Source organism: Citrobacter sp. Cpo100, from assembly GCF_030332595.1.
Lineage (GTDB): Bacteria > Pseudomonadota > Gammaproteobacteria > Enterobacterales > Enterobacteriaceae > Citrobacter > Citrobacter portucalensis.
On record NZ_JAOWHM010000035.1, the window covers coordinates 365,904 to 379,508 of the forward strand.

Below are 13,605 nucleotides of genomic sequence, written 5' to 3' on the forward strand. Positions count from 1 at the left end.
TTTTATTTGCGGTTGCGCAGGTCCAGCGCTACGTCGACGATCATATCTTCCTGGCCGCCCACCATCCGACGTTTGCCCAGTTCCACCAGAATATCTACCGCGCTCAGGTCATAGCGTGCTGCCGCCACTTCGCAATGACGCAGGAAGCTGGAGTACACCCCGGCATAGCCCAGCGCCAGCGTTTCACGATCCACCCGCACCGGGCGGTCTTGTAGTGGGCGCACTAAATCGTCGGCGGCGTCCATCAGTGCGTAGAGATCGGTGCCGTGCTGCCAACCAAGCTTATCCGCAGCGGCGATAAATACCTCCAATGGCGCGTTGCCCGCGCCTGCGCCCATCCCGGCCAGGCTGGCGTCGATACGGTCACCCCCCTCTTCTACCGCGGCAATGGAGTTCGCCACCCCAAGACTCAGGTTGTGATGCGCATGCATTCCGGTTTCTGTTTCCGGCTTCAGCACCGCTTTCAGTGCGCGGAAGCGGGCGCGAATATCGCTCATGTTCATTGCGCCGCCGGAATCGACCACATAAATACAGGTCGCGCCGTAGTTTTCCATCAGCTTCGCCTGCTGCGCCAGGTTCTCCGGTGTGGTCATATGGCTCATCATCAGAAAACCGACGGTATCCATGCCAAGCTCACGCGCATACTGAATATGCTGGGCCGACACATCCGCTTCAGTGCAGTGGGTCGCCACGCGCACTACCCGTGCGCCGGCCTGATATGCATTTTTCAGGTCATGAATAGTGCCGATACCCGGCAGCAACAGCGTGGCAATTTTGGCATGCTTCACCACGTCCGCCGCCGCTTCAATCCACTCCAGGTCGCTGTGCGCACCAAAGCCGTAGTTAAAGCTGGAACCTTGTAAACCGTCGCCGTGGGCCACTTCAATAGAATCAACCCGTGCGTCGTCCAGCGCTTTGGCTATCTGGCGCACATTCTCCAGCGAATATTGATGACGAATAGCGTGCATACCGTCGCGCAGGGTCACGTCAGAGATATAGAGTTTTTTACCGTTCATGCTGCTTCTCCTGCCTGACGAGCGAGGGACTGCGCCATCTTCTCAGCGGTCGCCAGCGCGCTGGAGGTCATAATGTCGAGGTTGCCCGCGTAGGCTGGTAAATAGTGCGCCGCGCCTTCCACTTCCAGATACACCGCGGTTTTCAGCCCAGAGAACTGGCCGATACCCGGCAGATTCACCGGTTTATCCTCCGGGATGACTTCAAACTGGACACGCTGTTTCAGGCGATAGCCCGGCACGTAGGCCTGCACCGCCGCCGCCATCTCATTAATCGACGCTTCAACTTCAACCTCAGAGGCCGCTTCGCTCAGCACATACACCGTGTCACGCATCATCAGCGGCGGCTCGGCCGGGTTAAGGACAATAATGGCTTTGCCTTTTGCCGCGCCGCCGACCACTTCAATCGCCTTCGAGGTAGTTTCGGTAAACTCGTCGATATTGGCGCGGGTACCCGGCCCCGCCGATTTACTGGCGATCGAGGCGATAATCTCGGCGTAATGGACTTTTGCCACGCGAGAAACTGCCGCCACCATTGGGATGGTCGCCTGTCCGCCGCAGGTCACCATATTGACGTTCTGCTGATCAACGTTGGCTGCCAGATTCACCACCGGCACGCAGTAAGGACCGATTGCCGCGGGCGTCAGGTCGATCAGGCGGATGCCAGGTTTAACGGCACGTAGCGCGGCGTCGTTCTTCACATGCGCACCTGCGCTGGTGGCGTCAAACACAATGTCGATATCAGCGAATTCCGGTATGTCGATAAGCCCTTTCACCCCTTCATGGGTGGTGGCAACGCCCATGCGTCGGGCACGCGCCAGGCCATCAGATTCTGAATCGATACCGACCATCACCGCCATTTCCAGATGCACGCCGTGACGCAGAATTTTTATCATCAAATCGGTACCGATGTTGCCGGAGCCGATAATGGCGACTTTACGCTTACTCATGACTGACTTCCTTTTGTAACCGCCGCTGAAAAGGTGGCGGCGACTGAACCAATACCGTCGATATGGGCTTCAAAACAATCGCCCGCATTCACCGCCACCATCGGGCCTAACGCTCCGGTGAGAATAATGTCTCCGGCACGCAGCGGCTCGCCGAGGCTGGCCATTTTGCGCGCCAGCCAGACGGCGGCGTTGATCGGATGTCCCAGGCATTCGCTGCCGCGTCCGCTGGAGACCTCTTCGTTGTTGCGCGTCATTTTCATCGCGCAGTTTTTCAGATCTAATCCTGCCGGACGCTGTGCCGGACCGCCGACCACATACACGCCACAGGAGGCGTTATCCGCCACGGTATCAACAAATTTGATCGACCAGTCGCGGATACGGCTGCCGACCACTTCCAGCGCGGGAAGTACCCACTCGATGGCGTTGTAAAGCTCGTCAAAAGTGGTGTCGGTATTGGGCAGATCGCGGTTCAGCACCAGCGCAATTTCGGCTTCAATACGCGGTTGCAGCACACGGGAAAATGGGATGGTTTCGTTATCGCCAGAACACATATCAGCAAACAGCGTACCGAAGTCCGGTTGATCGACACCCAGCTGTTGCTGCACTTTCGGGTGCGTCAGCCCCACTTTGCGCCCGACCACGCGACGCCCGCGCTCCACGTCGTACTGCACGTTGATGCGCTGAATGGCGTAGGCTGCTTCGGCGTTATCCACACCAATCAATTCACGCAGTGGGGCGATGGCTTCCCCTTTTTCTTCAGCCTGACGTAAATCGGCGGCTAGCTGCTCAAGATTACGATTCGTCATGTCCGTTCCTTAAGGGCGTGCGAGGAAGTTCAGCACCAACTGGTTAAAGGCATCCGCATGTTCCCACTGCGCCCAGTGCCCGCAGTCGCGGTAGATATGCAGCTCAGAACCGGCAATTCCGGAGAGCAGACGCAGACCGGCATCCATCGGTACAAAGCGGTCATTGCGTCCCCAGACAATCAGAGTCTGAGCTTTGATTTCACCCAGACGCGGGCTGAAATCCGGGAACTGTTTCGGGTTGGCCTCCAGACTCTGGACAAAGTTTTCCAGGTGATCGCGACGCGACAGCATGTTATTCAGGCGCGCCTCAAACAACGCCTCGGTCAGGTCGCTGGTGTCGAAGACAAAGATCTCCATCATCAGCTTCAGGTTCTCGATGGTCGGCTCACGATACAGCTGATTCAGGCGCTTGATACCTTCGGTCGGCATCGGGGTAAACAGGCTCATGCCGCCCGTTCCGCCGCCCATTAATACCAGTTTGCCCACACGCTCCGGCCAGCTCAGGGTAAACGCCACAGCACTGTGACCGCCCATCGAGTTACCCAGCAGGTGGACTTTTTGAATATCCAACTGATCGACCACGCTTTTCAGGATGCGGGCGTTGAGATCGGATCGCGAACCGCGGTTAACGATCCCATCGCTTTTGCCCCAGCCAGGACAATCCAACAGGATCACCCGGTATCCGGCCTGTACCAGCGGATCGATATTGCGGCTGAAGTTTGCCCAGCCCGTCGCGCCAGGACCGGATCCGTGCAGCAGCACGACGGTCTCTTCGCCCTGCCCACAGTCATTGAAATGCACGCGTAGGGTTTCGCCTGCTTCCTGCACCTCCAGAAAACGACTGGTAGCGGCTTCGGTTTGCGGTTGGTAAGTCATGATGTTCTCCTGCATATTCAGTTCTGTTTTAGTTCTGTTTTAGTTCTGCGTAGTGGCGCTCAGGGAGCCGAATCCGGCGATCCACTCCGGGATCGGGCGGTAATAACGGCCTTCGCTGCGCCAGTTGCCAAAAGCAGAAATAGCGGCGAAGGCGGCAACCCAGGTTTTCACTTCGTGCGTTGATTTGCCCGCCATCGCGGACAGCTCTTCGTTACTGACCGCATCCAACTCCTGCAAACGCCCCTGCTCAAGCAGGGTCATAAAACGGTTATCCCAGACAGGGTTAAGCGGGTGTAGCGTGTTTTGATCGACCACAAACTTCTCGGCGGCGCTGATCACCCGCTGCTGGCGTAGCTCGCGCTCGTTTTCAGGTAACTGTTTGCCGCTGCCGAGCAGGCGGTCACGCATATGGGCATCAGCCTTCGCCAGCTCCGGTACCGGCGGCTGGTGCGATAGCCCGCCGGAGCCTAAAAACAGCACGCGCTTATTCAGCGAGCTGGCGAAACGGCCAATCGCTTCACCGAGCATGCGGGTACGCTGAAAGCCCGGCAGCGGCGTGGCGACGCCGTTAATAAACACTGGCAGCACCGGCACCTTATCCAGGCCGCCGAGCAAAAACTCCAGAGGCTGCGCGAAGCCATGATCGACCTGCATGTTGTAGGACACGGCGAGATCGATACCGCTTTTCATTACCGCGTGGGCGCAGGCTTCAGCCAGATCTGTCGGCACCGGTAATTCCCCCGCCGCACTACCAAAATCGCCGATCGCTGTAGCTCCAACGCCTAAACAGAACGGCGGCATCACGTCGTAGAAAAATCCGTTGTAGTGATCGGGGGCAAACAGCACGACCAGTTCAGGTTCGAACGCCGCAATACGTGCCCGAGCACTGGCGATCACGCCGTTAACCTCGTCGAGCACAGCCTGTGCCGGGTCGACATAGCCCACCAGCGGCGAGTGGGAAAGACAGTGAAGATAAGCGTGCATATCAGGCAACCTTTTCAACAGGAATGTCGGCAGTAGCGCGAGTGAGCGTCATCACCGACGCCAGTTTATTCAGGGTGCTGCCCAGTGTTTGCGGAATGGCGATGGCGGCCACGAAGCGGTCCGGGCGCATTACTACCAGCGCGGCGCTGTGCTGGGCAAACCACGTGCGCAGGCGGTTTTGCGTATCGCCAATGCGGGTAACGCCGTCGTGGTTATCCTGATCGGTATGTATCTGCGTATCCGGCACGACCTGGATAAAACACGTCCCCAGCGCCTGCCACTGTTGGATCTGCGCCTCGCTCATGCCCCATAGTGGGTTACAGCCCCAGCCAATCACCGCGAAATTCGGTCCGATGACGTTGTCGAGCAACGTCACTTCGCCCGATTCCAGCGTCACCTTCGGCTGGATAAACATCTTGCCGACCGGTGAAGTTTTCGCGTCGCCTTCACGCACCAGCGCCCCGGCGTGGTACTGCGGCATCGGCTTAAACCGCATTTCAAGGAAGTAGCGTTTGACCGGCGGAATATAGTTCAACAGCCAGGAAACCCCATCGCGTACCGCGCCGTGCCAGCGTTTGGGCGGCGCAAGTACGTTGCCAGCGGTCACGGAGAGGTCGATCATCGCTTTGGCGTGGTCGCGGCGTTCCTGCTGGTAGGTATCCAACAGCGCATCGCCGGCTTTACCGTTAATCACCAGCGCCAGTTTCCATGCCAGGTTGAAAGCATCGCGCATGCCGCTGTTGTATCCCTGACCCTGCCAGACCGGCATAATGTGCGCCGCATCGCCCGCCAGCAGCACGCGGTCAATACGAAAACGTTCGGCCAGACGAGCATTATGGGTATACACGCGCTGGCGGATCAGCTCGACGTTGTCCGGGTTCGGCAGCACTTTGCTCAGTAACTGGCGCATATTCTGCGGCTCGCTAAGCTGCGCTTCGGTTTCCCCCGGCATAACCATAAACTCAAAACGGCGCACCGCATGCGGCAGCGCGGCAGAGACATACGGGCGCACCGGATCGCAGCACAAATACACATGCGGCGTGCTGAGCGGATCGTTGGCGATATCCACCACAATCCACTGATTCGGCGCGGTTTTACCTTCAAACGGCACGTTCAGCGAGCGTCTGACGTTGCTGCCGCCGCCGTCGCAGGCCACCAGCCACTGAGCCTTCACCGTTTCACGTTGACCGTCTGGCGCTTTCAGATTTAGCGTCACTTCGCCGTTTTGTTGGCTGAAGGCCTCCAGCTCGCGGGAGAACAGGCAGCGCACGTTGGGAAAACGCGACAACCCTTCCAACATCACCGCGTCCACCTGCGGCTGAATAAACGCATTACGACGCGACCAGCCAAATTCGTCGGTCATCGGCTGGATATCAGCAAAACAGCGGCCTTTCGGGGTGAGAAAGCGCATCGCGTGCCACGGCGTGGTGTGCGGCAAAACGTTCTCGACCAGCCCCACAGACTGCATAGTGCGCAGCGCTTCATCATCAATGCCGATGGCGCGAGGATAGTCGATCAGCGTGTCGAGCTTCTCCACTACCAACACCTCAATGCCCATCTGGCCAAGATAGTTGGCCATCATCAGCCCTACCGGACCAGCACCGGCAATCGCCACCTGCGCGGTATGCTGCACAGCGGGTTGGATATCCGGGTTTTTTGTTGTCATTTCAGAACCTCACGACTCGGACAAAACGCAATTGCGGACCCTGGTGAGGCGCAATCTGTTTTGTTAAAAATATGTGAATAATTTTTTGTTGTGCGGTCAGTATAGAAGCGAGTTTTTGCGCTACAATCAAAACATGCCAGGATGTGCACTAAGTGCACAACGTTGTTTTACCTGTAGATTTGTCAATGAATATGAAAAATGACGAGAGCACTGAGTACAAAACCGTACGCGGATTAACGCGCGGATTAATGTTATTAAATATGTTAAACCGGCTCGATGGTGGGGCCAGTGTTGGCTTGCTTGCTGAGTTAAGCGGCCTGCATCGCACCACGGTCAGACGGCTGCTGGAAACCCTGCAGGATGAGGGTTACGTCCGGCGCAGCCTGTCCGATGACAGCTTTCGCTTAACCATTAAAGTCCGCCAGCTCAGCGAGGGGTTTCGTGACGAGCAGTGGATTTCTGCACTCGCCGCCCCGCTGCTGGGAGATTTGCTGCGCGAGGTCATCTGGCCGACCGACGTTTCCACGCTGGATGTGGACGCGATGGTGGTACGTGAAACCACCCACCGTTTCAGCCGTCTGTCGTTTCACCGGGCGATGGTAGGGCGTCGTTTGCCACTGCTGAAAACCGCATCCGGCCTGACCTGGCTGGCATTTTGCCCGGAGAATGAACGGCAGGAACTGATTGAAATGCTTGCCTCCCGATCGGGAGAAGAGTTCCAGCTTGCGCGCGAGCCGCTGAAGCTCAATGCCATTTTGACCCGCGCGCGAAAAGACGGTTTTGGGCAGAACTTTCGCGGTTGGGATCAGGAGGAGAAAATCGCTTCTATCGCCGTCCCCATCCGCAGCGAACAGCGGGTGATCGGCTGCCTGAATTTGGTGTATATGGCCAGCGCCATGACCATCGAACAGGCCGCGGAAAAGCATCTTCCGGCCTTACAAAAGGTGGCGAAACAGATAGAGGACGGCGTCGAATCGCAGGAGATTTTGGTTGCCGGGAGGTGAGATGGATCACAGTTATGCGGATCATCTGATTGATAGCTGGCATAACTCACTATCCGGCCGATAAAACTCTGTGACCTCTTGCCCAAAAAATATCTTCATTACATAGTGTGCATTCGTTTTCTGCCAGGAGGCTGCATGTTAAAGGTCATTGCTGAGGATTTCATCAAACCTGAGTATATTGAAACTGTTCTCCCGTTGTATCGTGAGCTAATAGCGGCAACGAAGAAAGAACCGCACTGCATTGCTTACGACCTCTATATTGATGAAAAAGATCCGGGGCATTTTATTTTTATCGAAGAATGGCCAAACCACGCGGCTCTCGATGAACATTGTGCCAGCGAGCATTTCCAGCGACTTGTACCATTAATCGATCAATACACGCGCCAGGAAGCACGTTACATACTGATGGATGACGTGGTAAATCCGGCAGTCTCGTGATAATGAAGAAAGTAGTTGGAATACTGTTAATTATGTTTTTGGCAGAATGCTCAACACCAGGAAAGACAGTCTTTTACTTCCCTGGTCGCTGAGGGCTTAAAGCCTCTTCAAAAGAGGCTTTAAGCTTTGCAACAATGCATCCCACGGATTACAAAACGGAATCATCACTGTTCCAGATATTAAGCGCATTTTTACGAGGCCATTTTCATCGCGGCACCAATAACTGCCATACACATACTGCTCGCAAGTAAAACAATAAACCAATATATATAATTATTAAACTTTGTAAATAACCAGATAAATCTAAGCAATGACAATGCAGCAATAGAAATAGAAGACACAAACATTGTAAATATATAAATACCAGAAATTATCCATCCTGCTTCTTCGTAAATACTCTTCATTGTAAAAATAAGGATAGATAAGTAAAATGCTGATAAAGCAAGCCCGCTCAGAAAATCATAATAATCGATGTATGTGATGTTTTTATCTTTCTGCGGAAGAGCTATAAACTTTTCAAATTTCTCATTGTCTACTCGTGACAAAAACCGATTAATTAGCGGAGTAAACATCACTAAAATCATCACCAAATGAATGAATAGTAAAGAAAGTTTAATTCTGTCATCAACCGATTCATTCTGTGGCCAGATAGATATTATTTCATAATCCATTTTTGCAAGGAGAAAAAAGCAAATGGCCGATGGTATATATTCAGAAGATATAGCTTTCCATATTTTTTTAAAAATCACTTATATTACCCCATTAGTTATACCGGTGAATCACTATTAGTTAACCGCGCTACTAATCTGCAAATAGTTGACGATCATATTTATTTAATACGGATAATATATACCTATTCAGAAACGGATTGCTACCTACTAATTTTATCACTACATACCTGAATCACGTAAATTACACATATCAAAAAAAAACCGAAACCCGCTCCTGAAAAGAGCAGCGTTCCGGTTTTTATTCAGTCCGAAGGGTTTCAGACTTTAAGCAGTTTCACCGTCGCGTCGATGTCGATTTCATCTTCCGAGAAGATCAGCGTCGTGCCCTGGAAGGTAGTGATGGCCAGCTTTTTCAGCGTACGCATTTCACCAGGCTTTACGTCTGATTTCGGTCGGATGCTGTTCATCAGCACGCCGACAGACAGCACAGCATTTTCTTTGTCGATACGGGTCTCTACAGGGACTTCTTCGCTGTAGACCAGGAATGACTTGATCGAAGTGAGCTTCAGACGCTCGCCTGCAATATAGATGTACTTGCTGTCTGGTATGACTTTTACCGCGTAGGCAGACAAGCCTTTGTTGTTGGTGGTGGGCTCAAAAGTCACCGCCGCGTCTTTCTTGATCAGCTCAGGATTAGCAACCTTAATCACATGAAAATAGCGGTTGTCGCCGTTTTCATCTTTGATAAATCCAAAGCCTTTATCTTTAAACCACGTTGTGATTGTTCCGTTCATTGCTGTTTCCGCCTGATTAAACCTATTACTTGTAGAGTATACCTACTCAATTTGCGCGCAGTGTAAAACACAGGCCATGTCTTTGGCTACTCGTTACCCCAACGATTGAGGAACTCCGCAATATCATCGATACGCTGAGCGTCGACAGCTGCCACGGTAGCCATCTCCTGCTGCGCTTCTTCGCTGATCTCTTCGTTGTTCATCAAACGAGTGATCAACTGCTGGAAGTAGTGCGCCAGCGCGTCACGTTCTGTGTCGCTCACCGGCTTTGCGGCCTCGGTCGCGTACTCGTCGGCGATATCATAATATTTTAGCGGAATGTCGTTGTTCATCAGTTGCTCCGGGGTAAATGCGTGTGCCAGCAGTTGCCTGCCGCGTCTGGTGTGAATGATAGCATTCTTATTTCATGGTTCGCGATCTGTTTTATTGGTCACTATGCATTACATATATCAATAATGTTTTCCGGCACAACTTCGCATTTAATAAACCTTTCCGTATTTAAATAACAGCATTCTTATTCAGTTCGATATAATAGCTACTTATTAAATAACGAGCCACCAAGGAAATATTAAATTACTTTAATTCTAATTACATTATCGACATCTGTAATCCGCAGTTGGCCCAATCTCATCGCTAGTCGCCCATTTGCCCACATTCATCTTCTGGACAATACTCTACGATGACACCACTGACCCAACACGTGGAGCAAACACCATGAACATCACGCAAATCCGTAACGCTACGCAGCACATCACTTTTGGTGGCAAAACCTTTCTGATCGACCCTATGCTGGCGGCAAAAGGTACTTATCCGGGCTTTGCCGGTACGGCTCGCGCCGAGATCCGCAACCCGACCGTTGATCTGCCTGTCGATATCGACACCCTGCTCAACGTTGATGCGCTGATCGTGACCCATCTGCATGAAGACCACTGGGATGAATCCGCGGCTCGTGTCGTACCGAAAGACAAACCGATTTATGTGCAAAACGATCGCGATGCGCAGGTACTGCGGGAACAAGGTTTCACGCAACTGACCGTACTGACGCAAAACACTGCGCTTGGTGATATCACCCTGCGTAAAACCGGCGGCCAGCACGGTTCGGATCGCGCTTACGCCATCCCGCAAATGGCTGAGCGTCTGGGTGATGCCTGCGGAGTTATCTTCCAGCATCCGGCGGAAAAAACGCTGTATCTGGTCGGGGACACCATCTGGCGCGACGAGGTGGAAACCAACATGCGAACTTTCCAGCCAGGCGTGGTCATTCTGAACGCAGGCTTTGCTCACGTTATCGGGTTTGGCCCAATTATCATGGGCGCGGAAGATGTGCTAAAAACCCACTTCACGCTGCCCGAAGCACAAATTGTGGCGACCCACATGGAGGCGATTAACCACTGTCTGCTGACCCGCGCGGCCTTGAAAGAGTACGCCTGCGACAACCAGATTGCGCAATTTGTTAACGTGCCGGAAGATGGCGAAACCCTGACGTTTTAAACTCCACAGAGGACTCGTATGCAACCGCTTAACGTCGCCATTGTTGCCGTGGAAGATTTCAGCCCGTTTCACTTCTCGGTGCCGTGCATTATTTTCAGCGACAAAGTGGCGACGAAAAAGCGTTTTGAGGTGCAACTGTGTGCAGAACAGCCGGGCATCGTTTCCTCGCAGGATGGCTTCTCCATTAACGCAGCCTACGGCTATGAAGCGGTGGAGGCCGCCGACATTGTGGTGATCCCCTGGTGGGGTACCACGGCACATCGGCCACCACAAAGCCTGCTTGATGCGCTCAATCGTGCGCGACAAAACGGCGCGCAGATTGTTGGGTTATGCCTGGGTGCGTTTGTCCTCGGCTACGCCGGTCTGCTGGATGGCAAACGGGCGGCTACGCACTGGGAGTTCGAGCAGGATTTTCAGGCCCGCTTTCCGGCAGCTCATCTGGATATCAACGCGCTGTACGTGGATGACGACGGTATTATTACCTCGGCAGGCACCGCCGCTGCGCTGGATTGCTGCCTGTACGTCATCCGCCAGCGTTTTGGCAGCACGGTGGCGAATCAGATTGCCAGACGGATGATTGTGCCGCCACATCGCGAGGGCGGCCAGGCACAGTTTATCGAGCAACCGGTGGCGAAAAATACCAAAGATCAGCGCATCAACGTCTTGCTCGACTATTTGCGCCAGCATCTCCATGAATCACATAATCTTGACGAGCTGGCGCAACGGGTGATGATGAGCCGTCGCACCCTCACCCGTCATTTTATGAAGGCCACAGGGTCAAGCGTGGCCGAATGGTTGATTGCCGAGCGCCTGCGCCGTAGCCAGACGTTGCTGGAGTCCAGCCAGTTACCCGTTGAACGCATCGCAGAACAGGTTGGTTTTCAGTCGCCCGTCACCTGGCGCCAGCATTTTAAATCCCACTTTGGCGTTAGCCCGGCTGAATGGCGTAAAACCTTTCGCGGTGATTAGCCTCTTTTTTGCGCCAGCCAGATGGTATGCCCGGTGCAGTGCGGATCTTCCATCACCATCTCGACCACCGCAAAACCGTGTGCTGACAGCAGTGCGCGGTATTCATCCGGCGCGAGGCTGGCGTGAAACAGCGGCTCACCTTCAAATTGCCCCATCGCGATGCCGTTGTCCGTACCGCTGGTAAACATCAGCGCGCTACCGGGATGGCTGAGGCGGTCAAAAATCGGGAACATCTTTTGCTGGTCCTGCTGAGTTAAATGGAAAAAGCTGTCCCAAGCGATCAGTCCATCGAAAGTCTCATTGAGTGCCAACTCGCGCATATCCTGTTCCAGCCAGCGCTGTGCAGGATAAGTGTTTCGGGCCCGCGCCAGCATCGCCGGGGAACCATCAACGCCGGTAAGCTGAAAACCTTGCTGGATAAAATAACCGGCGATCGGCTGACCGTTGCCGCAGCCAATATCCACAATGCTGCCCTGCCCGCCCATCACGGAAATAAATTTATCGAGCCAGCTTTTCTCGAACAAGGTGCGCGAGCGCTGGCTGGCAAAAGCATCCGCATGGCGTCGGTAGATGGACAGAATATTTTTTGCCGCAGAATCGCTCACAATGTCCTCGCTTTTTTCTTCTGTTAGGTATAACGGCGATAAATCCTTCAGCACGCTATCCTCAAACCCTGGAATGCGCCTCGCAGAACCCATGCGCAAATACCCCAAAACCGTCCTGCTGTGGCATCATAGCGCACAGATAACGTCATGACAGGGGTGATAAACGTGAAACCGGTAACGCTATACGATGTGGCAGACCATGCAGGTGTCTCTTACCAGACCGTCTCTCGCGTCGTGAACCAGGCCAGCCACGTTTCCGCAAAAACCCGACAGAAAGTTGAGGCTGCGATGACGGAACTCAATTACATTCCTAACCGCGTTGCACAGCAGCTGGCTGGCAAACAGACGCCACTGATTGGCGTTGTGACGGCAAACCTTGCCCTGCATGCCCCCTCACAAATCGTTGCTGCCATAAAATCCCGCGCCGACCAGTCAGGTGCCAGCGTGGTGATCGCCATGGTCGAGCGCAGCGGCGTTGAGTCCTGTAAAGCCGCGGTCCACAATCTGCTTTCTCAACGCGTAACCGGGCTTATCATCAACTATCCGCTGGATGAAGAAGATGCCATTGCCGTGGCAGCTGCCTGCGGTACAGTGCCGGTGCTGTTTCTCGATGTCTCTGACTTGACGCCAATTAACAGCGTGATTTTCTCTCATGACGACGGCGCGCGCCTTGGCGTTGAACATCTGGTGCAGCACGGACATCAACGGATCGCCCTGCTGAGCGGGCCGCACACTTCCGTTTCGGCAAGGCTTCGGCATGCGGGCTGGCACAAGTATCTGGCACATTACCAGCTACAACCCGTTGTGGAGCTGGAAGGCGACTGGAGCGCGATGTCTGGTTTTCAGCAAACGATGCACATGCTGAATAACGGCAACCTCCCTACCGCCATGCTGGTCGCTAACGATCAAATGGCGCTGGGCGCGATGCGGGCAATCAGCGAGTTCGGTCTGCGGGTTGCAGTGGATATATCGGTAATTGGCTACGATGACACCGAAGACAGCGCCTGTTACATCCCACCGCTGACCACCATCAGGCAGGATTTTCCGTTGCTGGGTGAAACCAGCGTCGACAGGCTATTGCAACTCCCCCGTGGCGGCTCCAGCGTGGGTAATCAACTGCTTCCCGTCACCCTGGTCAAGCGCAAAACGGTTCTGCCTCCCGATACGCAAACCACCACTCCCCAGGCGCTGGCTGATTCACTGATCCAGCTGGCGCGGCAAGTTTCTCAGCTCACACCCAAATTGTGAACGCATAACAATTGTGTGAGTCAGTTCACTTATTGAACGCCCCATCCTTTACAGCAAGGAGCGCTTGTTCGTATTTTGATTGAAATTGTG

At 54.0% G+C, this 13,605-nt stretch carries 15 protein-coding genes; 5 read left to right on the forward strand and 10 right to left on the reverse strand.

Annotation, left to right across the window (positions count from 1 at the left end; all coding sequences use genetic code 11):
• Positions 1 to 2: 2 nt before the first annotated feature.
• From mhpE to OGX96_RS14220, 6 genes are read right to left on the reverse strand one after another with little or no spacing between them, the layout of a single operon-like run.
• Positions 3 to 1,016 (reverse strand): 4-hydroxy-2-oxovalerate aldolase, encoded by a 1,014-nt coding sequence (gene mhpE / locus OGX96_RS14195; RefSeq protein WP_286583399.1) that lies wholly within the window; start codon positions 1,014 to 1,016, stop codon positions 3 to 5.
• On the reverse strand, positions 1,013 to 1,963 hold the full coding sequence (gene mhpF / locus OGX96_RS14200; RefSeq protein ID WP_286583401.1) for an acetaldehyde dehydrogenase: 951 nt from the start codon (positions 1,961 to 1,963) through the stop codon (positions 1,013 to 1,015). Before mhpF ends, mhpE begins: the two co-directional genes overlap by 4 nt.
• Positions 1,960 to 2,769, reverse strand: coding sequence for a 2-keto-4-pentenoate hydratase (gene mhpD, locus OGX96_RS14205; RefSeq protein WP_286583403.1), 810 nt, complete (start codon positions 2,767 to 2,769; stop codon positions 1,960 to 1,962). Before mhpD ends, mhpF begins: the two co-directional genes overlap by 4 nt.
• Positions 2,770 to 2,778: 9 nt before the next feature.
• Entirely contained in the window at positions 2,779 to 3,645 is an 867-nt protein-coding gene (mhpC, locus tag OGX96_RS14210) for a 2-hydroxy-6-oxonona-2,4-dienedioate hydrolase (RefSeq protein ID WP_079935123.1), read from the reverse strand.
• A gap of 39 nt (positions 3,646 to 3,684) precedes the next feature.
• Positions 3,685 to 4,629 (reverse strand): 2,3-dihydroxyphenylpropionate/2,3-dihydroxicinnamic acid 1,2-dioxygenase, encoded by a 945-nt coding sequence (mhpB, locus tag OGX96_RS14215; RefSeq protein WP_048236000.1) that lies wholly within the window; start codon positions 4,627 to 4,629, stop codon positions 3,685 to 3,687.
• Position 4,630: 1 nt separating this feature from the next.
• Positions 4,631 to 6,295 (reverse strand): bifunctional 3-(3-hydroxy-phenyl)propionate/3-hydroxycinnamic acid hydroxylase, encoded by a 1,665-nt coding sequence (locus tag OGX96_RS14220; RefSeq protein WP_286583406.1) that lies wholly within the window; start codon positions 6,293 to 6,295, stop codon positions 4,631 to 4,633.
• 191 nt (positions 6,296 to 6,486) lie between these two features.
• Between OGX96_RS14220 and OGX96_RS14225 the strand changes: the two genes are divergently transcribed.
• Entirely contained in the window at positions 6,487 to 7,299 is an 813-nt protein-coding gene (locus OGX96_RS14225) for a DNA-binding transcriptional regulator (protein ID WP_048226474.1), read from the forward strand.
• A 135-nt stretch (positions 7,300 to 7,434) separates the two neighbouring features.
• Complete coding sequence (locus tag OGX96_RS14230) at positions 7,435 to 7,737, forward strand: putative quinol monooxygenase (RefSeq protein WP_008783873.1); 303 nt, start codon at positions 7,435 to 7,437, stop codon at positions 7,735 to 7,737.
• Between the two features lie 191 nt (positions 7,738 to 7,928).
• On the opposite strand, the gene OGX96_RS14235 is transcribed toward OGX96_RS14230, so the two are convergent.
• From OGX96_RS14235 to OGX96_RS14245, 3 genes are all read right to left on the reverse strand, one after another.
• On the reverse strand, positions 7,929 to 8,486 hold the full coding sequence (locus OGX96_RS14235) for a hypothetical protein (RefSeq protein WP_239693729.1): 558 nt from the start codon (positions 8,484 to 8,486) through the stop codon (positions 7,929 to 7,931).
• 239 nt (positions 8,487 to 8,725) lie between these two features.
• On the reverse strand, positions 8,726 to 9,202 hold the full coding sequence (locus OGX96_RS14240; RefSeq protein WP_003830914.1) for a cold-shock protein: 477 nt from the start codon (positions 9,200 to 9,202) through the stop codon (positions 8,726 to 8,728).
• 86 nt (positions 9,203 to 9,288) lie between these two features.
• The gene (locus OGX96_RS14245; protein WP_137377066.1) at positions 9,289 to 9,534 is read right to left on the reverse strand and encodes a YmjA family protein; all 246 of its coding nucleotides are present in this window, start codon (positions 9,532 to 9,534) and stop codon (positions 9,289 to 9,291) included.
• A gap of 382 nt (positions 9,535 to 9,916) precedes the next feature.
• On the opposite strand from OGX96_RS14245, the gene OGX96_RS14250 reads away from it, so the two are divergent.
• Both OGX96_RS14250 and OGX96_RS14255 read left to right on the forward strand, forming a co-directional pair.
• Positions 9,917 to 10,693, forward strand: coding sequence for an MBL fold metallo-hydrolase (locus OGX96_RS14250; protein ID WP_032942484.1), 777 nt, complete (start codon positions 9,917 to 9,919; stop codon positions 10,691 to 10,693).
• Between the two features lie 18 nt (positions 10,694 to 10,711).
• Positions 10,712 to 11,662 carry a GlxA family transcriptional regulator gene (locus tag OGX96_RS14255; RefSeq protein ID WP_118262414.1) on the forward strand — a complete coding sequence of 317 codons (951 nt, stop codon included), beginning with the start codon at positions 10,712 to 10,714 and terminating at the stop codon, positions 11,660 to 11,662.
• Here OGX96_RS14255 and OGX96_RS14260 read toward each other — a convergent pair.
• Complete coding sequence (locus OGX96_RS14260; protein ID WP_167820255.1) at positions 11,659 to 12,267, reverse strand: class I SAM-dependent DNA methyltransferase; 609 nt, start codon at positions 12,265 to 12,267, stop codon at positions 11,659 to 11,661. The genes OGX96_RS14255 and OGX96_RS14260 overlap by 4 nt on opposite strands.
• Positions 12,268 to 12,432: 165 nt before the next feature.
• On the opposite strand from OGX96_RS14260, the gene OGX96_RS14265 reads away from it, so the two are divergent.
• Positions 12,433 to 13,515: a LacI family DNA-binding transcriptional regulator gene (locus OGX96_RS14265; protein ID WP_071444598.1), complete on the forward strand. Its 1,083-nt coding sequence runs from the start codon at positions 12,433 to 12,435 to the stop codon at positions 13,513 to 13,515.
• Positions 13,516 to 13,605 lie beyond the last annotated feature (90 nt).

Excerpts from the sequence above, each read along its gene's own strand:
- mhpE (WP_286583399.1), bottom strand. The coding sequence starts at position 1,016 with ATGAACGGTAAAAAACTCTATATCTCTGACGTGACCCTGCGCGACGGT.
- mhpF (WP_286583401.1), bottom strand. The coding sequence starts at position 1,963 with ATGAGTAAGCGTAAAGTCGCCATTATCGGCTCCGGCAACATCGGTACC.
- mhpD (WP_286583403.1), bottom strand. The coding sequence starts at position 2,769 with ATGACGAATCGTAATCTTGAGCAGCTAGCCGCCGATTTACGTCAGGCT.
- mhpC (WP_079935123.1), bottom strand. The coding sequence starts at position 3,645 with ATGACTTACCAACCGCAAACCGAAGCCGCTACCAGTCGTTTTCTGGAG.
- mhpB (WP_048236000.1), bottom strand. The coding sequence starts at position 4,629 with ATGCACGCTTATCTTCACTGTCTTTCCCACTCGCCGCTGGTGGGCTAT.
- OGX96_RS14220 (WP_286583406.1), bottom strand. The coding sequence starts at position 6,295 with ATGACAACAAAAAACCCGGATATCCAACCCGCTGTGCAGCATACCGCG.
- OGX96_RS14225 (WP_048226474.1), top strand. The coding sequence starts at position 6,487 with ATGAAAAATGACGAGAGCACTGAGTACAAAACCGTACGCGGATTAACG.
- OGX96_RS14230 (WP_008783873.1), top strand. The coding sequence starts at position 7,435 with ATGTTAAAGGTCATTGCTGAGGATTTCATCAAACCTGAGTATATTGAA.
- OGX96_RS14240 (WP_003830914.1), bottom strand. The coding sequence starts at position 9,202 with ATGAACGGAACAATCACAACGTGGTTTAAAGATAAAGGCTTTGGATTT.
- OGX96_RS14245 (WP_137377066.1), bottom strand. The coding sequence starts at position 9,534 with ATGAACAACGACATTCCGCTAAAATATTATGATATCGCCGACGAGTAC.
- OGX96_RS14250 (WP_032942484.1), top strand. The coding sequence starts at position 9,917 with ATGAACATCACGCAAATCCGTAACGCTACGCAGCACATCACTTTTGGT.
- OGX96_RS14255 (WP_118262414.1), top strand. The coding sequence starts at position 10,712 with ATGCAACCGCTTAACGTCGCCATTGTTGCCGTGGAAGATTTCAGCCCG.